The following is a 21,098-nucleotide window of genomic DNA, read 5'->3' on the forward strand; positions in this document are numbered from 1 at the left end:
ATCGCCTGGGCCGCCGGCGGAGTCGTGGCGCTCACCGCATGCCTGGTGTTCGCCTTCAGGTAGGCACGCGGGCGCCGCTTCAGTCGCGCTCGAGTTCGTACACGTGGCCGCGCATGCCGCTGCCGGCGGCTTCCACCGCCGCCAGGAAGTCATGGCCCCAGCGCTCGACGTCGTATCGCTCGACAATGTCGAACAGCTGGCGCTGGCGGGCGTCGGCCTCGTCGGCCGGCATGGCCAGTGCCTGCTCGAGCCCGAGCATCAGGTCGGCGGTGTCGTGCGGGTTGGTCAGCACCGCGCCCTTGAGCTCGGCGGCGGCGCCGGCGAACTCCGACAGCACCAGCACGCCGGCGCTGCCCTCGATGCCGTGGGCGGCGATGAATTCCTTCGACACCAGGTTGAGGCCATCGCGTAGCGGGGTGATCCACATGATGTCGGCGGCCGCGTAGTGGGCGACGACCTGGTCGAAGGGCAGGCCCCGCGCGAAGAAGCGCACCGGTGTCCAGTCCAGGCGCGAGTGGCGGCCGTTGATCCGGCCCACCGCCTGTTCGATCTGGGTCTGCAACTGCCGGTAGACCGTCATCTCCTGAGCGGCGGGCACGCAGACCATCAGCAGCGTCATGGTGCCGCGCAGCTCCGGCCGCTCCTCCAGCAGGCGCTCGAAGGCCAGCAGTTTCTCCAGCGAGCCCTTGGTGTAGTCCAGGCGTTCGATCGACAGCACCAGCTTGCGGCCGTGGAACTCCATCCGGATGTGCTCGATGCGGTCGCGGACCTCGCCCTTGGACAGCATGCCGCGGATGCGGCCCAGGTCGGTGCCCACCGGGTGCGCGCCCAGCGACACCAGCCGGTCGCCGACCCGGATCGCGGTGGTCATGCGGTCCAGGCCGACCGCGCAGCCGTAGGTCAGGAAGCGCGGGGCGCAGCCCTCGCGCGAGACCGTCTCGAACGGCATCGCGCCGCGCACCACGTCGACGAAATTCTCGACCTGGCGGGGGATGTGGAAGCCGATGTAGTCGCATTGCAGCAGGCTGCCGAGGATCTCGCGCCGCCAGGGCACCACGTTGAACACGTCCGCGGACGGGAAATAGGTGTGGTGGAAGAAGGCGATCTTCAGGTCCGGGCGCATCTCGCGCAGGTAGGCCGGCACCATCCAGAGGTTGTAATCGTGCAGCCAGACCGTCGCCCCGTGCGCCGATTCGGCGGCGGTGGCCTCGGCGAACTTGCGATTGACTTTCAGGAAGATGCGCCAGTCGCTCTCGCGGAAGCGGGCGCGCTCCCAGAACGTGTGCAGCATCGGCCAGAAGGCCTCCTTCGAAAAGCGCTTGTAGAACGCGTCCACCTCGGACTTGCTCAGCGCCACGCGCGAGGCGGTGAGGTTGGGGTAGTGCTCGCGGTCGACGCTGGTGTGGGTCTGGAAACTGCCGTGCTTGCCGTCGTCGATGCTCCAGGCCACCCAGGAGCCCTTGCGGCCACCGGCGAAGAAGCCCAGCAGGCTGGGGATGATCCCGTTGGGCGAGCGTGGTTGCCGGCGCTTGAGCTCGCCGTCCTCGACGTACTCCTCGTAGGGCAGGCGGTGGTAGACCATGACCAGGTCCGAGTCGCCGAAGTTGCGCGAAGCCGGGGTGCTCAGCTTGAGCTCGTCCTCCGGCAGCAGCTTGAAGTGCCGGATCGCCTGGAGGATGCCGCCGCAGCCGGGCGACTTGGCGTGCAGGACGTTGGCGAGGTGGCGCGTCGCGCGGGTCAGGGCCTTTTCCGAATCGCCGACGGCGACGCCCTGGAAGCCGGCGGTGAACATCGACAGGTCATTGAGCGTGTCGCCCGCGACCAGCACCTGCGCATGCGGTACGCCCAGGTGGTCGGCCAGTGCAACGAGGGTGCGACCCTTGTCGGTGTCCGGCGGGAGGATGTCGAGGTAGCGGTCGGCCGAATACAGCACAGAGCAGCCCAGGGTGCCGGCGGCTTCCTCGATGTCCTCGCGGATGCCGGCCAGGGTGGCGGGATCGCAGAAGTACGAGCAGCGGCGCTCCTGCGGCACGTCCTGGCGGACGAGGCCGTCGAAGCCGCCGATGACGTCGGCGACTGCATGCTCGCCCGGCCAGCGGGCATCGATGTCGCCCTGCAGCGGATGCACCGGTTGCAGCGTATGGCCGTCGACCACGGTGGCGCCGACGTCGCAGATGACATGGTCGGGCCGTGGCAGGGTGGGGTCGGAGAGCAACGGCATGACCGCCTCCAGGCCGCGTCCGGTCACGAACACGAGCTTGATCTCCGGATGGCGGTCGACCAGCCGGTACAGGTGTTGGCGGTCCTCGGCCGATCCGGCGAGGAAGGTGCCGTCGAGGTCGGTGGCCAGCAGCATCCGGGGTGGGGCGGAAGCGGCCGGGGCGGAGGGTGTCGCGCGCGAGTCGGTCAAGGCTTTTCCTGTGGTGGGAGGGCGTCGGGGTAGGGGCGATCGGGGCGCTCGGGCGCCTCCGTCTCGGGGAGCAGTTCGAGCGCGGTGGGCGTGGTGCGCAGCATCGCGTGGAAGGTGGTCGCATGCGCGAGGCTGCGGCGGCGCAGCAGGCGTCGGCCCCCGGCGATCAGGGCCAGCAGTCCGAGCGAGCCGGCGAAGAACGCCGGCAAGGCCTCGGGACCGAAGCGGGTCATCGCGACGCCCGCCGCGGCCGGGCCGATGGCCGAACCGACCCCGTTCAGCAGCAGCAGGCTGCTGCCGGCCGAGAGCGTGTCCTCGGGCGGCAGGTGGTCGAGCAGGTGGGCCACGCAGATGGGGTAGATCGCGAAGGCCAGGCCGCCGAACGCGAAGAACAGCAGGTACAGAGTCGCGCCCGACTGGCCCAGCGGCAGCATCATCGCCAGCGAGACGCCGGCCGCCGCCAGGCAGACCAGGGCCAGCGTGGTGCGACGGTCGCCGCCGTCCGAGAGGTGGCCAATCGGCCATTGGAGGGCCGCGCCGCCAATGATCGTCGCGCTCATCAGCAGCGCGATCCCGGACACGTCGAGGCCGATGCGGGTGGCGAAAACGGCGCCCAGGCCCCAGAAGCCGCCCATCGCCAGGCCGGCGAGCAGCGCGCCCATCGCCGACGCGGGCGCGGCCCGGTAGAGGGCCTTGAGTGCCAGTCGCGGCATCGGCGGCAGTTCGGGCTGGATCATCCGGCTCGCGGTCACCGGCAGCGCCGCCAGGCAGACGAGGACCGCGACCAGGCTGAAGAGTTCGAAGCCCGCTGCCGGCGCCAGCCCGACCAGCCACTGGCCCGCCGCCAGCGCCATCAGGTTGACGGCCATGTAGACGGCGAACACCTGGCTGCGCTGTTGTGGCGGCGCCTGCACGTTCAGCCAGCTCTCGATCACCGTGTACAGCCCGACCAGGGCGATGCCGGTGAGCAGGCGCAGCAGGCCCCAGGCCCAGGGGGTGACGAAGACCGCGTGGAGCAGGACGGTGGCTGCGCACAGCGCGGCATAGAAGGCGAACGCGCGGATGTGCCCGATCCGCTGGATCAGCCCGGGGGCTGCGTAGGTGCCCAGGAAGAAACCGACGAAGTAGCCCGACATCACCAGGCCGAGCGTCTGGTCGTCGAACCCTTCGAGCCTGCCGCGCACCGCCAGCAGCGTGCCCAGCAGGCCGCTGCCCATCAGCAGGAAGGCCACGCCGGCGAGCAGCGCGGCCAAGGGGCGGACGGTTGCAATCATGGAGTGGCGGGGTGGCTTCCTTGAGGCTAACACGTTGAAATATCAGGACATATTGCACGCCATTCCGTGACGGTGGCGTGCTTGCTGCGTTGCAGCACGTCACTCCAGCCTAGCGCGTCGTGGCGCGCGACGCTTGATTACGGGCCGGCAGGCCCCAGACTGGACGCCTCCCGGGCCCACCCCGATTGCTCCTGTCGAACCCCCCGCCATGCCGATCTATGCCTTCGAGTGCGCCGCCTGCGGCCATCATTTCGACCGTCTCCAGAAGCTGTCCGATGCCGACCCCACCCAGTGCCCCGCCTGTGGCGAGCCGCAGGTGCGCCGGCAGTTGACCGCGCCGCAATTCCGCCTTGCCGGCGGCGGCTGGTACGAGACCGACTTCAAGAAGGACGGTGACAAGAAGCGCAACCTGGCCGGGGACAATGCCCCGGCCAAGGCCGGCGGCGAGGGCGGCGGCAAGGCCGAGGCCAAGTCCGCCGCCACGCCGGCCCCCAAGCCCTCGTCCGACGCCGGCTGAGCCGGCGCCCGCGCAGGGGGCGAGCCGCCACCCCGCCGAGCCGCTAAAATGTCCGTTTCCCCGGCGCTCGCCGGGCGTGCCTGTTTCCTGGAGCCTCCATGCGTACCCACTTCTGCGGCCTTGTCAACGAGGCCCTGATCGGCCAGACCGTCACCCTGTGCGGCTGGGCGGACGTCGCCCGCGACCTCGGCGGCCTGTGCTTCATCGACCTGCGCGACCACGAGGGCATCGTCCAGATCGTCGCCGAGCCGGCACCTGGCGTGGAGGGCAATGCCGAGGTGATCGCGGCCGCCGCCGCGGTCGGTTATGAAGACTGCCTGCGCGTCACCGGCGTGGTGCGCCGGCGCGAGTCGGTCAACGCGCGGATCCCCACCGGCCAGGTCGAAGTCGTCGCCCACAAGGTCGAGCGCCTCAACAAGGCCGAGCCGTTGCCGTTCCATGCGCACGAGAACCCGGGCGAGGACATCCGCCTCAAGTATCGCTACCTGGACCTGCGCACCCCCGACATGCAGCGCAAGATGCGCACCCGCACGAAGCTGGTGCAGGCCTTGCGTCGCTGGCTGGACGCGCGTGGCTTCCAGGACATCGAGACCCCGATCCTGACCAAGGCCACGCCCGAGGGCGCGCGCGACTTCCTGGTCCCGGCGCGCATGCACGAAGGCGAGTTCTACGCCCTGCCGCAGTCGCCGCAGCTGTTCAAGCAGATCCTCATGGTCGCCGGCTTCGACCGCTACTACCAGATCGCGCGCTGCTTCCGCGACGAGGCGCTGCGCGCCGACCGCCAGCTGGAATTCACCCAGCTCGACATGGAATTCGCCTGGGTGACCGAGCGCGACGTGCAGGACACCAGCGAATCGCTGGTGCGCGACGTCTTCCGCGAGGTGATGCAGGTCGAGCTGGGCGAGTTCCCGCGGATGACGTGGTCCGAAGCCATGCGGCGGTTCGGATCCGACAAGCCGGACCTGCGCATCGCGCTGGAACTGGTGGACGTCGACGCGCAGGTGGAGGGCTCGGAGTTCAAGGTGTTCACCGACTGGGCCGGCGTGGACGGCGGGCGCGTGTGCGCGCTGCGCATCCCGGGCGGGGCCTCGCTGAGCCGCAAGCAGATCGACGAGTACGCCGCGCACGCGGCCAAGTACGGCGCCAAGGGGCTGGCCTACATCAAGCTGTCGGACAGCGGCGAGGTGTCCTCGCCGATCGCGAAGTTCTTCGCTGAAGAGGCCTTTGCCGCGCTGGTCGCGCATGTCGGCGCCGGCAACGGCGACATCGTGTTCTTCGGTGCCGGCCCGCATGCCACGGTGAGCGACTTCATGGGCGCGCTGCGCCTGAAGGCCGGCAAGGACTTCGGGCTCGTCGAGGCCGGCTGGAAGCCGCTTTGGGTCACCGACTTCCCGATGTTCGAGTGGGACGAGGAGGCGCAGCGCTACGTCGCCCTGCACCATCCCTTCACCGCGCCTGCGGTGGACGACATCGACGACCTGCGCGCGAACGCGCGCACGGCGGTTTCGCGTGGCTACGACATGGTGCTGAACGGCAACGAGATCGGCGGTGGTTCGATCCGCATCCACCGTCCGGCGATGCAGTCGGCCGTGTTCGAGCTGCTGGGCATCGGCGCGGAGGAGGCGGAGGCGAAGTTCGGCTTCCTGCTCGACGCGCTGCGCTATGGCGCGCCGCCGCACGGCGGCATCGCCTTCGGCGTCGACCGCATCGCCGCGCTGATGGCCGGCACCGAGTCCATCCGCGACGTGATCGCGTTCCCCAAGACCACCAGCGCGCAATGCCTGATGACCGGCGCGCCGTCCCCCGTCCCCGACGCGCAGCTGGCCGAGGTCCACGTCGCGGTCAGGCCACGGGTCCGCAACGACTGAGGGCGGCCCGGCGCGCCGGGCCTCTCGGGCCGAAGGGCGCGGACCTGCACGTTCCGTGCCCATCTTCGTTCACGCTCCGGCAGGCTTGGCTGCGACGGCACGCCATCGCCGCGCGTAGTATCGGATGCACGGGGCGGCGGGCGGCGCTCGCCCGATCCGGGCCATTGCATCGAATCCGAGGAGCCTGCCATGTCCATCCCGTACCTGGTCCGCGTCGCCTGCACCGTGCTCCTGCTGGGCAGCGCCGGCCTGGCGGCCGCGCGCAACGTCACCGATCCCGACGCCCCCAGGCAACTGGAGGACGACGGCCCCGTCAGCGTCAGCTGGAACGACCCGGCGACATTCACCGAGATCCGCTACAGCGGCAATCGATGGGAGGCCGAGCGCGGCGACTGGGTCGACGCGCTGGCCCGCCACATGCGCGACCGCATCGCCCGCGTGCTTCCCCCCGGGCAGACGATGGCGATCAACATCACCGACATCGACCGCGCCGGCGACTACGAGCCGGGTCGCGGCTTCCGGAGCGACCAGATCCGCGTCGTTCGTGACATCTACCCGCCGCGCATGGAGTTCGACTACACGCGAACCGGCGCCGGCGGCCAGGTGATCGACCAGGGCCACGCGAAGCTCCGCGACATGGCCTATCTGTCGCAGTCGAACCTGCGCTACCAGAGCGACGACCTGGCCTACGAGAAGCGTCTGGTCGATCGCTGGGTCGAGGCCATGGCATCCGGTGACGGCGGCTGAAGTGCCGGGTGGGACCCGGCGGGTCGTGCTGCTGCACGGCCTGTGGATGCGTGGGATCTCGATGCGCTGGCATGCCGCGCGCCTGGCGGCGGCCGGATTCCATCCCGAGCTGTTCGACTACGCCAGCGTCACGGTCGACCCCGAGCGGGCGATCCCGCGCCTGCTGCAGGCCCTGTCCCGCTCGCCCTGCCACGTCGTCGGCCACAGCCTGGGCGGCGTCCTCGCCCTGTCCACGCTGCGCCGCCATCCCGGGCTGCCGGTGTCACGCGTCGTCTGCCTGGGCTCGCCGCTGTGCGGCAGCGCCGTGGCGCGCGATGCCGGGGGTGGCCCCTGGCGACGGATGACCGTGGGTCGCAGTGCCCCGGTCCTGCAGCGCGGCTGCCCGGAGATGCCCGAGGGGATCGAGGTGGGCATGGTCGCGGGCGACCGGCCCCTGGGCCTGGGTCAGTTGTTCGGCCGGGTCGAGGGCCCGCACGACGGGACCGTGGCGCTGGCCGAGACCCGGCCGCCGGGCCTGCGCGACCATGTCGTGGTGCCGGCGAGCCATAGCGGCCTGCTGTTCTCGGTCGCGGCGGCCCGCCAGGTGCTAAATTTCCTCCAGACCGGGCGGTTCCTGCACGCAGCCTGAGCCTTGCCTATAATTGCGCACCGCAGCAAACCCGGCTGCACCCCAATGCCACAGGCTCGACTCCAGGAATCCCATGGCCGGTCACTCAAAATGGGCCAACATCCAGCACCGCAAGGGCGCGCAGGACGCCAAGCGCGGCAAGATGTTCACCAAGATCATCCGCGAGATCTCCGTCGCCGCGCGTGCCGGCGGCGGCGACCCGACCAATAATCCGCGCCTGCGCAGCGCGATCGACAAGGCGCTCGGCGCCAACATGACCAAGGACGTCGTCGAGCGCGCCATCAAGAAGGCGACCGGCGAGCTGGAAGGCATCAGCTACGAGGAGATCCGTTACGAGGGCTATGCCCCCGGCGGCGTGGCCGTGATCGTCGACTGCCTGACCGACAACAAGGTCCGGACCGTGGCCGACGTGCGCCATGCCTTCGGCAAGTTCGGCGGCAACCTCGGCACCGACGGCTCGGTGGCCTTCATGTTCCGCAAGGTGGGCGTGCTGAGCTACGCCCCCGGGGCCGACGAGGACGCGATCACCGAGGCGGCGATCGAAGCCGGCGCCGAGGATATCGTGGTCTACCCCGAGGACGGCTCGATCGACGTGCTGACCCCGCCGGACGCCTTCGACGCGGTCAAGGCGGCGATGGAGGCGGCCGGGCACGCCGCCGCACGGGCCGAGGTGACCTATCGCGCCGACAACGACATTGCCGTTGAAGGCGAGACGGCGCAGCAGGTGGCCAAGCTGCTGGACTGGCTCGAAGACCTGGACGACGTGCAGAACGTCTACTCCAACGCCGAGCTCGGCGAGGATGCCTACGCCTGAGCGCGTAAGCTGACGTCGTGACCCACGCCTCCCGCCCCGATTCGCCCCGTGCCTGCCATGCGAGCCCGGGAAAGTGCGCGCGACGCCATCGTGCCGGCATGGAACGGGCGCGATGATCCGCGTCCTTGGCATCGACCCGGGCTCGCAGCGCACCGGCCTGGGCGTGATCGACGTGGGCAGCGACGGTCGGTGCCGCTTCGTCCATGCCGGCGTGCTGAAGCTGCTCGACGCGGAAGACTTCCCGTCGAGGCTGGGCCTGCTGTGCGACGGCCTCGAAGCCGCGCTCGACGAATGGCAGCCGCAACAGGTGGCCATCGAGACCGTCTTCATGGACAAGTCCGCGACCTCCGCGCTCAAGCTCGGGCATGCGCGCGGCGCGGCGCTGGCCAGCGTGGTGCGGCGCAAGCTGCCGGTGAGCGAATACGCGCCGCGCGTGATCAAACAGTCCCTCGTCGGCCGCGGCGCGGCCGACAAGCAGCAGGTCCAGCACATGGTGCGCCTGCTGCTCAACCTGGGCGAGATGAAACTCCAGGCCGACGCCGGCGATGCGCTCGCGATCGCCCTGACCCACGCCCACATGAGCGCGACCGCCGGGCGCACCGGTATCGCGGTTGCCCAGCTGCGGAGGCGCGGGTGATCCCGCGCGCGTCCCAGGACGGACCGCACGGCGGTCCAGGAATCGAGGTGAACGCATGATCGGACGACTGAAAGGCCTGCTGGTCCACAAGCAACCGCCGTGGCTGGTCATCGACGTCAATGGCGTGGGCTACGAGCTCGAAGCGCCGATGAGCACGTTCTACGACCTGCCCGAGGTCGGTCGCGAGGTCGCCTTGTTCACGCACTACGCGCAGAAGGAAGACAGTGTCTCGCTCTATGGCTTCATGGGCGAGTCCGAACGACGCCTGTTCCGCGACGTGCAGAAGGTCTCGGGCATCGGCGCGAAGATCGCCCTGGCGGTGTTGTCGGGCGTCAGCGTCGACGAGTTCGCGCGCCTGGTGCAGACCAGCGACGTGGCCGCGCTGACCCGCATCCCCGGGATCGGCAAGAAGACTGCCGAGCGCATGGTGGTCGAGCTTCGCGATCGCGCCGCCGACCTCGCCGGTGGCGGCGCGTCCATGCCGGGCGGCCTGCCCGCCGACGCGCAGGGCGAAGCAGTGATCGCCCTGCAGCAACTGGGCTACAAGCCGGCCGAGGCCGCGCGCATGGCCAAGGCGGCCACCGAGGCGGGCGACGATGCCGCCACCATCATCCGCAAGGCGTTAAAGTCCGCGCTCCGCTGAGCCGGCGCGTCGCAACCCCGGAACCCCCAGATGGCCAACGTACACAATCCGTCCAGCGCCGAGACGTCCCGCCAGGACCAGGCGAACGGCGGGCACGGGCACGGCAACATCGGCCTGTTCGGGCTCGTCGTGGGTGCGATCGGCGTCGTCTTCGGCGACATCGGCACCAGCCCGCTGTACACGATCCGTGAAGCCTTCTCGCCGCATTACGGCCTGGTCGCCAACCACGACACCGTGCTGGGCGTGCTGTCGCTGGTGTTCTGGTCGCTGATGCTGGTGGTCACGCTCAAGTACGTCACCATCATCATGCGCGCCGACAACCATGGCGAAGGCGGGATCATGGCGCTGATGGCCCTGGCCCAGCGCAGCCTGCCCAAGGGCTCCAAGTCGGCGTACATGGTCGGCATCCTGGGGATCTTCGGGGCCTCGCTGTTCTTCGGCGACGGCGTCATCACCCCCGCCATCTCGGTGCTGTCGGCGATCGAGGGCCTGGAAGTCGTGGCGCCCAGGTTGCACCACTGGGTAGTGCCGCTGGCGGTGATCGTGCTGGCCGGCCTGTTCGCCAGCCAGCGTTTCGGCACCGCCAAGGTGGGCCGGATATTCGGACCGATCACCGGCCTGTGGTTCGTGACGCTGGCAGTGCTGGGCGTGGTCAACATCCTGCACGAGCCGGAAGTCCTCAACGCGGTCAACCCGCTGTGGGCGGTGCGCTTCTTCGGCAACCACGGCTGGCACGGCGTCTTCATCCTCGGGGCCGTGGTGCTGGCGGTGACCGGCGGCGAGGCCATCTACACCGACATGGGGCATTTCGGCGCCAAGCCGATCCGCTATGCCTGGTACTTCTTCGTCCTGCCGGCGCTGATGCTCAACTACCTGGGGCAGGGCGCCCTGGTGCTCGAGGATCCGGCCGCGATCCGCAACCCGTTCTACCTGGGCGTGCCGGAATGGGGGCGCGTGCCGATGATCGTGCTCGCCACCGCGGCGACGGTGATCGCGTCACAGGCGGTCATCACCGGCGGCTTCTCGGTGGCGCGACAGGCCATGCAGCTGGGCTACATCCCGCGCATGAAGATCGAGCACACCTCCAAGGAGACGATCGGGCAGATCTACATCCCGGCGATCAACTGGTCGATGATGGTCATCGTCATCGCCCTGGTGCTGGGCTTCGGCAGCTCGACCGCGCTGGCGACCGCCTACGGCATCTCGGTGTCGGCGACGATGCTGATCGACACCCTGCTGCTGGCGATCGTGGCGCGCGCGTTGTGGCCGCGCTGGCGCTTGTGGGTTCTGCCCTTGTGCGTGCCGCTGTTCTTCATCGACCTGGCCTTCGTGACCGCGAACGGCGCCAAGGTGCTCGACGGCGGCTGGTTCCCGGTGGTGGTCGGCCTGTTGCTGTTCACCCTGCTGCGCACCTGGCGCCGTGGGCGCCAACTGCTGCGCGACGAGATCCAGAAGGAGGGCCTGCAGCTGGGCACCTTCCTCAACGGCCTGATGCTGGCCCCGCCGCTACGGGTGCCGGGAACCGCCGTGTTCATGACCGCCGACAAGGGCGTCGTGCCCCACGCACTGCTGCACAACCTCAAGCACAACAAGGTCCTGCACGAGCGCAACGTCTTCCTCACCGTGGACACGCTGACCGTGCCCTACGCGCACAAGCGCCTGAGGATCGAGGCGATCGGCGACGACTTCTACCGCGTGGTGATCCGCTTCGGCTTCATGGAGACCCCGGACGTGCCGCTGGCACTGATGCGCTCGTGCGACGAAGGCGGGGTGTACTTCGATCCGATGGACACGACGTACTTCTCCAGTCGGGAGACCATCGTCGCCACCCGCGACCGCGGCATGCCGGTCTGGCGCGACAAGATCTTCGCGCTCATGCACCGCAACGCGGCGCCGGCCACCGGCTATTTCCACATCCCCGGCAATCGCCTGGTGGAACTGGGCGCCCAGGTCGAGATCTGACGGGCGCCGCCGGCCTGCGCGCGGACCGCCGCGCCGCGGTCAGGCCAGGGCGGCGAAGCGTTCGACCCGGTCGGTGGGGCCGGAAATGACCAGGATGTCGCCGGTCTCGACGATGGTGTCGGCCTTGGCGTAGATGAAGTCGTGGCGGCCGCGCTTGAGCCCGACCACGGTCACCCCGTGCCGGCTGCGCACCGCCGACTCGCTGAGCGTCTTGTCCAGGGTCTCGGCGGGCGCGCCGGTCTTGGCGATCGCGAAGCCGTCGTCGAACTCGATGAAGTCGATCATCTTGCCGGTGACCAGGTGCGCCACGCGCTCGCCCATCGCCGCTTCCGGGTACACCACGTGATGGGCGCCGGTGCGTTCGAGGATGCGACCATGGCGTTCGCCGGTGGCCTTGGCCCAGATGTCGGAGACGCCGACTTCCTCCAGTGCGAGCACGCTCAGCACGCTGGCCTCGATGTCGTCGCCGATGCCGACCACGGCGTGGCCCATCTGGCCGACGCCGAGCTGGCGCAGCACGTCGCTGTCGGTCGCGTCGGCCTGCACCACGTGGGTGAGGCGGTCGGTCCAGCGCTGGACGACCTCGGCATCCTCGTCGATGCCGAGCACTTCGTGGCCGACGTGCATCAGCGACTGCGCGACCGCGCCGCCGAAGCGGCCCAGGCCGATGATCGCGACGCTGTCGGACGGGAAGGGGGATTTTTTCCTAGCCAACGATGGGGCGCTCCTCTGGATAGCGATAGGACAGGTGGTGGCTGCGCAGCGCGAGGGCGGTGGCGACGGTGATCGTGCCCACGCGTCCCACGTACATCAGCACGATCAGGATGCCCTGCCCGGTGGGCGGAAGGCTGCCCGTGATGCCCGTCGACAGGCCCACGGTGGCGAATGCCGAGATCACCTCGAACATCAGGATGTTCAGGGGCTCGTCGGTGACGCTCTCCAGCGCCAGGGTGGCGATGGCGAGCACGGTCAGCCCCAGCAACACCACCGATAGTGCCTGCCGCTGGGTCTCGGACGAGATCCGCCGTCGGAACGCGATCGTGTCGCGGCTGCCTCGGACTTCGGCCCAGACCACGAAGCCCAGCAACAGGAAGGTGGTGACCTTGATGCCGCCCGCGGTGCCAGCGCTGCCGCCGCCGATGAACATGAGCACGTAGTGGACGGCGAGGGTTTCCTGCTGCATGGCGCCGACGTCGACCACGTTGAACCCGGCGGTGCGGGCGCTGACCGAGTGGAAGGCCGCGGCCAGGACCTTGGCGGGCGTGGCGAACGGGGCGAGGGTGGCGTGCCATTCGTAGAGCAGGATCATCGCCATGCCGCCGGTGAACAGGATGGCCGTGCCCAGCAGGGTGATCTTGGTGTGCACCGACCACCGGGCCCAGTGCAGCGGCTCGCGTCGCAGCTCCTGCAGCACCGGGAAGCCGAGGCCGCCCAGGACGATCGCGCCCATCACCGGGACCAGCACCAACGGATCGGTGGCGAAACGGGTGAGGCTGTCCGACCAGGTCGAGAACCCGGCGTTGTTGAAGGCCGATATCGAATGGAACAGGCCGTGCCATGCGGCGGCGCCCCAGGGCTCGCCATAGGCGAAATGCAGGCGGGCGGCGAGGATGGCGGCGAGGGCGAGTTCGATGCCGGCGGTGACCAGGACGACCAGCCGGACCAGCTCAGGGACATTGCCCAGTCCGGTGCTGCGCGTTTCCGCCTGCGCGATCAGGCGCGTCCCCAGGCGCAACCTGCCCGCCACCAGCAGGCTCAGCAGCGTGGCGCCAGTCATCATGCCGAAACCGCCCAGCTGGAACAGGACCATGATGACCACCTGGCCGAAGGTGGACCAGTGGGTCGGGGTGTCCACGACGGCCAGGCCCGTCACGCAGACCGCCGAGGTCGCGGTGAACAAGGCGGTCAGCCAGTGGGTGCCACCGTCGCCCGCGTGCGAGACGGGGAGCATGAGCAGGGCGGTTCCCAGCACGATCGCGCCGAAGAAGGCCAGCGGCACCACCCGGGCCGGGTGGCGGAAACCGTGTCGCAGCACTGCCAGGGGTCCTGTACGGGCCCGGGGCGGGCACGTCGAGCGGCGGATGATGCCACGTCGCGCCGTGAAGGGTGCGCGTGGAGCGGCTCCCGTGCGACCATGCGCCGATGACCGAAGACCGCATCATCGCCGCCGACGCCACGCGCGAGGACGACGCCCTGGAGGCGTCGATCCGACCCAAGCGCCTGGACGAGTACCTGGGCCAGCAGCCCGTGCGCGAGCAGATGAACATCTACATCGAGGCGGCGAAGGGGCGCGGCGAGGCCCTCGACCACGTGCTGATCTTCGGGCCGCCCGGGCTGGGCAAGACCACCCTGAGCCACGTCATCGCCAATGAGCTGGGCGTCAACCTGCGCGTGACCTCCGGCCCGGTCATCGAGAAGGCCGGGGACCTGGCCGCGCTGCTGACCAACCTGCAGCCGCACGACGTGTTGTTCGTCGACGAGATCCATCGCCTGTCGCCCGTGGTGGAGGAAGTGCTGTACCCGGCGATGGAGGACTTCCAGATCGACATCATGATCGGCGAAGGCCCGGCCGCGCGTTCGATCAAGCTGGACCTGCCGCCCTTCACCCTGATCGGCGCCACGACCCGCGCCGGCCTGCTGACCGCGCCGCTGCGCGACCGCTTCGGCATCGTCCAGCGCCTGGAGTTCTACAACGCCGAGGAACTGACCCGGATCGTGCGCCGCTCGGCGCAGATCCTGGGGATCGACTGCGTCGCCGAAGGCGCCGCGGAGATCGCGCGGCGCTCGCGCGGAACCCCGCGCATCGCCAACCGCCTGCTGCGACGCGTCCGCGACTTCGCCCAGGTGCGCGCCAACGGTTCGATCAGCCGCGAAGTCGCCGATGCCGCGATGGCGATGCTGAAGGTCGACCCCCAGGGCTTCGACGAGCTCGACCGCCGCCTGCTGGTGACCATCATCGAGAACTTCGATGGCGGCCCGGTCGGGGTGGAGTCGCTGGCCGCGGCGCTGAGCGAGGAACGGGGCACGCTCGAGGACGTCATCGAGCCCTACCTGATCCAGCAGGGCTACCTGGTCCGCACGGCCCGCGGCCGCATGGCGACCCACAAGGCCTATCGCCACGTCGGCCTGAAGCCCACCGGACGGGATGCGGACCTGTTCGTCGAGGCCGACCCGCCGGTCGCCTGAGCCGGCAGTTCCGGAGGCCGGGGCTGGCCTGGGTCACACTGGCGCACTCCCATTCACGCTCTTAAACCAATGTTCAGCCTACCGATCAGGATTTACTGGGAAGATACCGACGCGGGTGGCGTGGTCTACCACGCGAACTACGTCGCGTACCTCGAACGCGCCCGGACCGAATGGATGCGCAGCCATGGCCACGGCCAGGATGCCTTGCGCACCCGGGAGGACCTGGTGTTCGCGGTGCGCGGGATCGCCGTGGACTACCTCAAGCCGGCGCGCCTGGACGACGCGCTCGAGGTGAGCGCGGTGCTCCGGCAGGTGCGGCGCGCGAGCATGGTGTTCGCACAGGAAGTGCGCCGTGGCGACGAGGTGCTGGTGGTGGCGCAGGTGCGCATCGCGGCCCTGGACGCCGCCGGCTTCCGGCCCCGCGCGATCCCGCAGCCCCTGTACGACCAGCTCAAGTCACTCGAAACCCCCTCGCCCTGATCCGCAATCGAAACACGCCCAGACGGGCACGGAGAACACACGCATGATCCCATTGTCGAGCACGCTGCTGGCCACCGCCGTGGAACCGCTGCCCGAGGAGGCTGCGCAGGCGGCCACGAGCGCCCTGAGCCAGGCCGCCAACGTGACCGAGGCGGGCGGCGACCTCAACGTGGTCAACCTGATCCTGCATGCCAGCCTGCCGGTGCAGGCGGTGATGCTGGTCCTGCTGTTCGCGTCCATCGCGTCGTGGGTGATCATCTTCCGCAAGAAGCGCGTGCTGGACCGCGCCGAACGCGAGGCCGAGCAGTTCGAGGAACGCTTCTGGTCGGGCACCGAGCTGACCAAGCTGTACGCCGGCGCCACCGAGCGCAGCCGCGCGATCGGCGGCATGGAGTCGATCTTCGAGGCCGGGTTCCGGGAGTTCGGGCGCCAGCGCCAGCGCCGCGGCATCGACAGCAAGACCCAGCTCGAAGGCGCGCAGCGCGGCATGCGCGTGGCCGCCTCGCGCGAGCTCGACGGCCTGGAGCAGAACCTCGAGTTCCTGGCCAACGTCGGCTCCATCTCGCCCTACATCGGCCTGTTCGGCACGGTGTGGGGCATCATGATCTCGTTCCACGGCCTGGCCAACATGAAGGAGGCGACCATCGCCACCGTCGCGCCGGGCATCTCGGAGGCCCTGATCGCCACCGCGATGGGCCTGTTCGCCGCGATCCCGGCGGTCTGGGCCTACAACCGCTACGCGACCAAGGTCGAGCGCATCGGTGGCCGTTACGACGCGTTCGCCGACGAGTTCGCCTCGATCCTCGAGCGCCAGTCGCAGGACTGACCCCGCCCCCTGCCTTCGGGCGTTGGATCCCACGAACACGAGAGGAATGCCATGTCCGGCATCGCCGCGCGACGCAAGCGCAAACGCAAACTCAAGGCCGAGATCAACGTCGTGCCCTACATCGACGTGATGCTGGTGCTGCTGATCATCTTCATGGTCACCGCGCCGCTGCTGAACCTGGGCGTCGACATCGAGCTGCCCAAGTCCAACGCCAAGTCCATGCAGGAGAAGAAGGACCCGATCGTCGTCACCGTCGATCGCGACGGCAACTATTCCCTGGTGCTGGAGCCGGGAAGCAACGAAGCGGTCACGCGCGACCAGCTGATCGCCAAGATGAGCGCGATCGTGGCGCAGAACCCGGACGTGCCGGTGTTCGTCGCCGGTGACGGTTCGGCCAGCTACCAGACCGTCTACGACGCGATGAACGCCCTGCAGGAAGCCAAGGTCGAGCGCGTGGGCATGATGAGCGCGCAGAGGGACGAGCGCTGATGCAGGAGAATCGCGCCGACACCACGTTGGCCGTGATCCTCGCGGTCGGCCTGCACGCCGTGTTGTTCCTGTTGTTGGTCGCGGGCCTGTGGTGGGATCGCGACAACCGGCAGGTGCAGGCGATGGGCTCGCCGATCTCGGCCGAACTGGTCGACGCGAACGCGCTGTCCTCGGAAATGCAGCGCACGCTGGCCAACCGGCCCGACCCGGTCGAGCCCCTGCCCGAACCGGTCGCCGAGCCGGCCGCGGAAGAGACCGCGCCGCCGCCGCAGCCGCTGCCCGAGCCGGTGCCCGAGGATGCGCCCAACCCGCCGCAGCCGGCGGCGCAGGACTTCATCCCCGAACCGGACGACACCAACCAGGACGAGGTGACCGACCTGCCGACGCCCACGCCGGCGGAGGAGGAGAAGACCCAGGAGGCCAAGCGCCGCCAGGACCAGGTCGACCTGACCGAGCGCACGCGGCAGGAAGAGGCCGAGCGCCGCCGTCGCCTGGCCGAGGAGCAGGCGCGGAAGGACCGCGAAGCCAAGCTGGCCGACATCCGTCGCCAGCGCGAGGCGGCCGCGCGCGAGGCCCAACTCGCCGAGCAGAAGCTCAAGCAGATCGCCGACGCCCAGGCGCGTACCGCGTCCAGCAGCGCGGCGAGCGCGCCGGCGGGGCAGGGTGGCACCGACACCGGCCTGCTGGCCCAGTACCAGGGAGCGCTGACCCAGGCGATCCTGTCCAAGTGGACCCGCCCGGAAACCGTGCCGCTGGGCGCGCGCTGCCGGCTGGTGATCCGCCAGTTGCCGGGCGGCAACGTGATGAGCGCCGAAGTGTCCTCGCCCTGCGCCTACGACGAACAGGGCCGGCGCTCGATCGAAGCCGCCGTCCTGAAGGCGCAGCCGCTGCCCTATGCGGGCTTTGAAAGCGTGTTCGCGCGCGAAGTCATCCTCAATTTCGAGGCGCGCGACCGCTGACGCCCGCTTGGCGCCTGTTCATCTTTGAGACCGTCTTAACGCCGAAGCTGTTAACACTTCACAGGTCCACACTGGAAATGCCCATGAAACGATCCCTGCGCTGGTTCGCCGCGTTGCTCACGTTGCTGCTGCCCCTCGCCGCATCCGCCCAGCAGAGCCTGGAGCTGGACATCGTGGGCGGCAACGCCGCGGCCCTGCCGATCGCGGTCGTGCCGATGCCCTACCAGGGCAGTGCCGCCGCACCCGAGACCGACATTGCCTCGGTCGTCGCCGCCGACCTCAACCGTTCGGGCCAGTTCCGCAGCCTGCCCGACGCCAACATCGTCGAGCGGCCCAGCCGCGGCAGCGAGGTCAACTACCCGACTTGGCGCGCCCTCAACCAGGACTACCTGGTGGTCGGTCGCGTCGTCGATGCCGCCGGCGGCAGCTACCGGGTCGAGTACGAGCTGTTCAACGTCGCCACCCAGGAGCGCCTGCTCGGCTTCGCGCTGACCGCCCGCGCCGGCGCCATGCGCGACGTCGCCCACCAGATCGCCGACGCCATCTACGAGAAGGTGCTGGGCGTGCGCGGGGCCTTCTTCACCCGCATCGCCTACGTCACCGCCACCGGCACCGGCCGCGCCACCCAGTACGCGCTGATGGTCGCCGATTCCGACGGCTTCAACCCGCAGACCGTGGTGCGCTCCTCCGAGCCGCTGCTGTCGCTGTCCTGGAGCCCGGACGGCAACCGCCTGGCCTATGTCAGCTTCGAGGGCGGCAACTCCTCGATCTACATCCAGAACATCGGCAGCGGCAGCCGCGAGATGATCGCCAAGTTCCGCGGCATCAACGGTGCGCCGGCGTTCTCCCCGGACGGCCGCCGCCTGGCCCTGACCCTCTCCAAGTCCGGCAACCCGGAGATCTACGTCATGGACCTGGGCAGCCGCGCGCTGACCCAGCTGACCAACCACTTCAGCATCGACACCGAGCCGACCTGGTCCGCCGACGGCAGCAGCATCTACTTCACCTCCGACCGGGGGGGGCGCCCGCAGATCTACCAGGTCCCGGCCGGCGGTGGCAGCGCGACGCGCGTCACCTTCCAGGGCAACTACAACGCCAGCCCCGACGTGTCCTACGACGGCAAGAAGCTCGTCACGGCGCAGGGCAGCGGCAATACCTACCGGATCGCCCTGAGCGACAGCAGCCTCGGCTCGCCGCGCTGGACGACCCTGTCCCCCGGCTCCCTGGACGAATCGCCGAGTTTTGCACCCAACGCCAGCATGATCCTTTATGCTGCGCGCGAAGGCCGTAAGGGGGTCTTGTACGCGGTGTCCGCCGACGCCCGGGTGCGCCAGCGCCTGGTCCTGGCCGACGGTGACGTGCGGGAGCCGGCCTGGGGACCCTATCGAGACAAACGTTGAAGCCTGCCGGCTATACCCGACGTGCACGGGGTCTGATGCATGAATAGAAGGAAGAGTTCGCCCGGCCGCTCCATCCGCCGGATCCAAGACACGAAGTAAGAACGTCCAAGAACGCAGTACCCATCGCGATCAACCTGTCCCATGCAACGACGAGGAACAACCATGAACAGCATCACCCCGGCCACCATTGGCAAGACCCTCCTCGCCGCCGTCCTCTGCACGGCGGCGGTGGCCTGCTCCAAGAAGGTCAAGGAAGAGGCTCCGCCGCAGGAGCCGACCACCCCGGCCACCACCCAGACCCCGAGCACCCCGGGCGCCTACACGCCGGAAGACCTCGACACCGACGCCTGCCTGCGCCAGCGCGTGGTCTACTTCGACCTGGACCAGGACAGCCTGCGTCCGGAGTTCCAGTCGATCGTCGCCTGCCACGCCAAGTACCTGCGTGACCGCCCGACCTCGCGCATGACCCTGGAAGGCAACGCCGACGAGCGCGGCAGCCGCGACTACAACGTCGGCCTCGGCGAGCGCCGCGGCAATGCCGTGTCCTCGGCCATCCAGGCCAATGGCGGTTCCGTCAGCCAGACCACCGTCGTCAGCTACGGCGAAGAGCGTCCGGTCTGCACCGACTCGACGGAAGACTGCTGGGCGAAGAACCGTCGCGTCGAGATCGTGTACACCGCGAAGTGATGCGGGCCGTGTCGATGCGTCATCTGTTCGCATGCACGGCACTCGCGGCGGCCCTCGTGGCCGCCGCACCCGCGCAGGCGCAGCGCATGAGCCTGGCCGATCGCGTCGCGCTGCTCGAGCAGCGTGCCGCCGACAACCAGGCCAACGTCGATCTCCTCAACCAGGTCAGCCAGCTCAAGGCCGAGGTCCAGGCCCTGCGCTCGCAGGTCGAGGAATTGAACCACCAGCTGAACCAGCAGCAGGAGAGCGGCAAGGCGCAGTACCTGGACCTCGACGGGCGGATCAATCGCCTGGAAGGGGGCGGGGCTCCGCCGGTGGACGCGGGCGAGCCCGTCTCCAGCGCTCCGGACACGCGGTCGCCGTCGCCGACGGCGGCCGTCACCGAAACCCCGCCCTCGGTCTACGGCGACCCGGGCCGCATCGCCCAGACCGCCGACGAGCGCGAGGCGTACGATCTCGCCTTCGACGCGCTCAAGGCCGGTGAGTACGCGCAGTCCGCCAACCTGTTCCAGGATTTCCTCGCCCGCTTCCCCGCCGGCGCCTATGCGCCCAATGCCCTTTACTGGCTCGGCGAGAGCTACTACGTCACCCAGAATTACCCGCTGGCCATGGGCCAGTTCCAGGCCCTGCTGGATCGCTACCCCACGCACGACAAGGCGCCCGGCGCCCTGCTGAAGGTGGGCCTGTCGCAGTACGGCCTCGAGCAGCTCGAGGCGGCCGAGCGCACCCTGGGCGAGGTCACCGAGCGCTATCCGGGCACCGATGCCGCGCGCACCGCCTCCGACCGCCTCAGCGCCATCCAGCTCAACCGCCTGCGCTGACGCGGGCGACGGGTGCGCGGTCACGCGCACGGTCCGCTAGAATTCCCGCATGAACGCCGTCAACGCCGATGCGGCTGCCGTGTCGCCGGACCGGCTGCGCATCACCGAAATCTTCCTGTCCCTGCAAGGCGAGTCCCGCAGCATCGGCTGGCCGACGGTCTTCGTGCGGCTGACCGGCTGCCCCCTGCGCTGCCAGTACTGCGATACCGCCTACGCGTTCCACGGGGGCGAGTGGTGGGACATCGACGCCATCCTCGCCGAAGTCGCGCGCCTGGGCGCCCGCCATGTCTGCGTGACCGGCGGCGAGCCGCTGGCGCAGAAGCGCTGCATCGGCCTGCTCGAGCGGCTGTGCGACGCCGGCCTGGAGGTCTCGCTGGAAACCTCCGGGGCCATCGACATCGCCGCCGTCGACCCACGCGTGTCCAGGGTGCTCGACATCAAGACGCCCGACTCGGCCGAAGCGCATCGCAACCTGTGGTCCAACCTGCCGCTGCTGACCGCGCACGACCAGGTCAAGTTCGTGGTCTGTTCGCGGGCGGATTACGAGTGGGCCCGCGAGGTGGTCGCCGAGCATCGCCTCGTGGATACCTGCGACGTGCTGTTCTCGCCCAGCTTCACCCAGGTCAAGCCCCGCGACCTGGCCGACTGGATCGTCGAAGACCGCCTGCCGGTCCGTTTCCAGCTGCAGCTCCACAAGATACTGTGGGACGACGCCCCCGGCCGTTGACCCGGCTGGCGGGCGGCGCCGCT

Annotated in this window: 21 protein-coding genes; 17 read left to right on the plus strand and 4 right to left on the minus strand. The window is 69.4% G+C overall.

Going from position 1 to position 21,098, the window contains the following annotated elements:
• Positions 1 to 79: 79 nt before the first annotated feature.
• Together ggpS and FKV25_RS01750 are read right to left on the minus strand one after the other, a co-directional pair.
• On the minus strand, positions 80 to 2,410 hold the full coding sequence (gene ggpS / locus FKV25_RS01745; RefSeq protein ID WP_246071833.1) for a glucosylglycerol-phosphate synthase: 2,331 nt from the start codon (positions 2,408 to 2,410) through the stop codon (positions 80 to 82).
• A complete protein-coding gene (locus tag FKV25_RS01750) occupies positions 2,407 to 3,684 on the minus strand; it encodes an MFS transporter (protein ID WP_141517073.1) in 1,278 nt (425 codons plus the stop codon). The genes ggpS and FKV25_RS01750 overlap by 4 nt, the downstream gene beginning before the upstream one ends.
• Before the next feature lie 208 nt (positions 3,685 to 3,892).
• Here FKV25_RS01750 and FKV25_RS01755 point away from each other — a divergent pair, with 208 nt between their 5' ends.
• The 8 genes from FKV25_RS01755 (at position 3,893) to FKV25_RS01790 (ending at position 11,500) form a co-directional block, all read left to right on the plus strand.
• Positions 3,893 to 4,201, plus strand: a complete 309-nt coding sequence (locus FKV25_RS01755; RefSeq protein WP_141517074.1) for an FmdB family zinc ribbon protein — start codon at positions 3,893 to 3,895, stop codon at positions 4,199 to 4,201.
• A gap of 98 nt (positions 4,202 to 4,299) precedes the next feature.
• Positions 4,300 to 6,069 (plus strand): aspartate--tRNA ligase, encoded by a 1,770-nt coding sequence (gene aspS / locus FKV25_RS01760; protein WP_141517075.1) that lies wholly within the window; start codon positions 4,300 to 4,302, stop codon positions 6,067 to 6,069.
• Between the two features lie 189 nt (positions 6,070 to 6,258).
• A complete protein-coding gene (locus tag FKV25_RS01765; RefSeq protein ID WP_141517076.1) occupies positions 6,259 to 6,816 on the plus strand; it encodes a DUF3016 domain-containing protein in 558 nt (185 codons plus the stop codon).
• A complete protein-coding gene (locus FKV25_RS01770; protein WP_484177345.1) occupies positions 6,776 to 7,444 on the plus strand; it encodes an esterase/lipase family protein in 669 nt (222 codons plus the stop codon). Before FKV25_RS01765 ends, FKV25_RS01770 begins: the two co-directional genes overlap by 41 nt.
• Positions 7,445 to 7,517: 73 nt before the next feature.
• Entirely contained in the window at positions 7,518 to 8,258 is a 741-nt protein-coding gene (locus tag FKV25_RS01775) for a YebC/PmpR family DNA-binding transcriptional regulator (RefSeq protein ID WP_141517077.1), read from the plus strand.
• 112 nt (positions 8,259 to 8,370) lie between these two features.
• Positions 8,371 to 8,895 (plus strand): crossover junction endodeoxyribonuclease RuvC, encoded by a 525-nt coding sequence (ruvC, locus tag FKV25_RS01780; RefSeq protein ID WP_141517078.1) that lies wholly within the window; start codon positions 8,371 to 8,373, stop codon positions 8,893 to 8,895.
• Between the two features lie 55 nt (positions 8,896 to 8,950).
• Positions 8,951 to 9,538: a Holliday junction branch migration protein RuvA gene (gene ruvA, locus FKV25_RS01785; protein WP_141517079.1), complete on the plus strand. Its 588-nt coding sequence runs from the start codon at positions 8,951 to 8,953 to the stop codon at positions 9,536 to 9,538.
• 30 nt (positions 9,539 to 9,568) lie between these two features.
• Positions 9,569 to 11,500, plus strand: a complete 1,932-nt coding sequence (locus FKV25_RS01790; protein WP_141517080.1) for a potassium transporter Kup — start codon at positions 9,569 to 9,571, stop codon at positions 11,498 to 11,500.
• Between the two features lie 39 nt (positions 11,501 to 11,539).
• Here the strand turns inward: FKV25_RS01790 and FKV25_RS01795 are convergent, their stop codons facing one another.
• Together FKV25_RS01795 and FKV25_RS01800 are read right to left on the minus strand one after the other, a co-directional pair.
• On the minus strand, positions 11,540 to 12,214 hold the full coding sequence (locus FKV25_RS01795; RefSeq protein WP_141517081.1) for a potassium channel family protein: 675 nt from the start codon (positions 12,212 to 12,214) through the stop codon (positions 11,540 to 11,542).
• The gene (locus tag FKV25_RS01800; RefSeq protein ID WP_211345339.1) at positions 12,207 to 13,535 is read right to left on the minus strand and encodes a TrkH family potassium uptake protein; all 1,329 of its coding nucleotides are present in this window, start codon (positions 13,533 to 13,535) and stop codon (positions 12,207 to 12,209) included. Before FKV25_RS01800 ends, FKV25_RS01795 begins: the two co-directional genes overlap by 8 nt.
• A gap of 107 nt (positions 13,536 to 13,642) precedes the next feature.
• On the opposite strand from FKV25_RS01800, the gene ruvB reads away from it, so the two are divergent.
• The 9 genes from ruvB to queE all read left to right on the plus strand — a co-directional run bounded on the left by ruvB (position 13,643) and on the right by queE (position 21,075).
• Positions 13,643 to 14,686 carry a Holliday junction branch migration DNA helicase RuvB gene (gene ruvB, locus FKV25_RS01805; RefSeq protein ID WP_141517082.1) on the plus strand — a complete coding sequence of 348 codons (1,044 nt, stop codon included), beginning with the start codon at positions 13,643 to 13,645 and terminating at the stop codon, positions 14,684 to 14,686.
• Between the two features lie 69 nt (positions 14,687 to 14,755).
• The gene (gene ybgC, locus FKV25_RS01810; RefSeq protein WP_141517083.1) at positions 14,756 to 15,166 is read left to right on the plus strand and encodes a tol-pal system-associated acyl-CoA thioesterase; all 411 of its coding nucleotides are present in this window, start codon (positions 14,756 to 14,758) and stop codon (positions 15,164 to 15,166) included.
• Between the two features lie 43 nt (positions 15,167 to 15,209).
• Positions 15,210 to 15,992: a protein TolQ gene (tolQ, locus tag FKV25_RS01815; protein ID WP_141517084.1), complete on the plus strand. Its 783-nt coding sequence runs from the start codon at positions 15,210 to 15,212 to the stop codon at positions 15,990 to 15,992.
• 51 nt (positions 15,993 to 16,043) lie between these two features.
• Positions 16,044 to 16,481 carry a protein TolR gene (gene tolR / locus FKV25_RS01820; RefSeq protein ID WP_141517085.1) on the plus strand — a complete coding sequence of 146 codons (438 nt, stop codon included), beginning with the start codon at positions 16,044 to 16,046 and terminating at the stop codon, positions 16,479 to 16,481.
• Positions 16,481 to 17,440, plus strand: a complete 960-nt coding sequence (tolA, locus tag FKV25_RS01825; RefSeq protein WP_141517086.1) for a cell envelope integrity protein TolA — start codon at positions 16,481 to 16,483, stop codon at positions 17,438 to 17,440. Before tolR ends, tolA begins: the two co-directional genes overlap by 1 nt.
• Before the next feature lie 83 nt (positions 17,441 to 17,523).
• Complete coding sequence (tolB, locus tag FKV25_RS01830; protein ID WP_141517087.1) at positions 17,524 to 18,840, plus strand: Tol-Pal system beta propeller repeat protein TolB; 1,317 nt, start codon at positions 17,524 to 17,526, stop codon at positions 18,838 to 18,840.
• Positions 18,841 to 19,002: 162 nt separating this feature from the next.
• Positions 19,003 to 19,527 carry a peptidoglycan-associated lipoprotein Pal gene (gene pal / locus FKV25_RS01835; RefSeq protein ID WP_141517088.1) on the plus strand — a complete coding sequence of 175 codons (525 nt, stop codon included), beginning with the start codon at positions 19,003 to 19,005 and terminating at the stop codon, positions 19,525 to 19,527.
• Between the two features lie 14 nt (positions 19,528 to 19,541).
• Positions 19,542 to 20,348, plus strand: a complete 807-nt coding sequence (gene ybgF, locus FKV25_RS01840) for a tol-pal system protein YbgF (RefSeq protein ID WP_141517146.1) — start codon at positions 19,542 to 19,544, stop codon at positions 20,346 to 20,348.
• A gap of 49 nt (positions 20,349 to 20,397) precedes the next feature.
• A complete protein-coding gene (gene queE / locus FKV25_RS01845) occupies positions 20,398 to 21,075 on the plus strand; it encodes a 7-carboxy-7-deazaguanine synthase QueE (protein ID WP_141517089.1) in 678 nt (225 codons plus the stop codon).
• Positions 21,076 to 21,098: the final 23 nt, after the last annotated feature.

It is taken from the genome of Marilutibacter aestuarii (assembly GCF_006546775.1).
GTDB lineage: Bacteria > Pseudomonadota > Gammaproteobacteria > Xanthomonadales > Xanthomonadaceae > Marilutibacter > Marilutibacter aestuarii.

Coding starts and splice junctions, on each gene's coding strand:
- FKV25_RS01750 (WP_141517073.1), bottom strand. CDS start 3,684: ATGATTGCAACCGTCCGCCCCTTGGCCGCGCTGCTCGCCGGCGTGGCC.
- FKV25_RS01755 (WP_141517074.1), top strand. CDS start 3,893: ATGCCGATCTATGCCTTCGAGTGCGCCGCCTGCGGCCATCATTTCGAC.
- aspS (WP_141517075.1), top strand. CDS start 4,300: ATGCGTACCCACTTCTGCGGCCTTGTCAACGAGGCCCTGATCGGCCAG.
- FKV25_RS01765 (WP_141517076.1), top strand. CDS start 6,259: ATGTCCATCCCGTACCTGGTCCGCGTCGCCTGCACCGTGCTCCTGCTG.
- FKV25_RS01775 (WP_141517077.1), top strand. CDS start 7,518: ATGGCCGGTCACTCAAAATGGGCCAACATCCAGCACCGCAAGGGCGCG.
- ruvC (WP_141517078.1), top strand. CDS start 8,371: ATGATCCGCGTCCTTGGCATCGACCCGGGCTCGCAGCGCACCGGCCTG.
- ruvA (WP_141517079.1), top strand. CDS start 8,951: ATGATCGGACGACTGAAAGGCCTGCTGGTCCACAAGCAACCGCCGTGG.
- FKV25_RS01790 (WP_141517080.1), top strand. CDS start 9,569: ATGGCCAACGTACACAATCCGTCCAGCGCCGAGACGTCCCGCCAGGAC.
- ruvB (WP_141517082.1), top strand. CDS start 13,643: ATGACCGAAGACCGCATCATCGCCGCCGACGCCACGCGCGAGGACGAC.
- ybgC (WP_141517083.1), top strand. CDS start 14,756: ATGTTCAGCCTACCGATCAGGATTTACTGGGAAGATACCGACGCGGGT.
- tolQ (WP_141517084.1), top strand. CDS start 15,210: ATGATCCCATTGTCGAGCACGCTGCTGGCCACCGCCGTGGAACCGCTG.
- tolR (WP_141517085.1), top strand. CDS start 16,044: ATGTCCGGCATCGCCGCGCGACGCAAGCGCAAACGCAAACTCAAGGCC.
- tolA (WP_141517086.1), top strand. CDS start 16,481: ATGCAGGAGAATCGCGCCGACACCACGTTGGCCGTGATCCTCGCGGTC.
- tolB (WP_141517087.1), top strand. CDS start 17,524: ATGAAACGATCCCTGCGCTGGTTCGCCGCGTTGCTCACGTTGCTGCTG.
- pal (WP_141517088.1), top strand. CDS start 19,003: ATGAACAGCATCACCCCGGCCACCATTGGCAAGACCCTCCTCGCCGCC.
- ybgF (WP_141517146.1), top strand. CDS start 19,542: ATGCGTCATCTGTTCGCATGCACGGCACTCGCGGCGGCCCTCGTGGCC.
- queE (WP_141517089.1), top strand. CDS start 20,398: ATGAACGCCGTCAACGCCGATGCGGCTGCCGTGTCGCCGGACCGGCTG.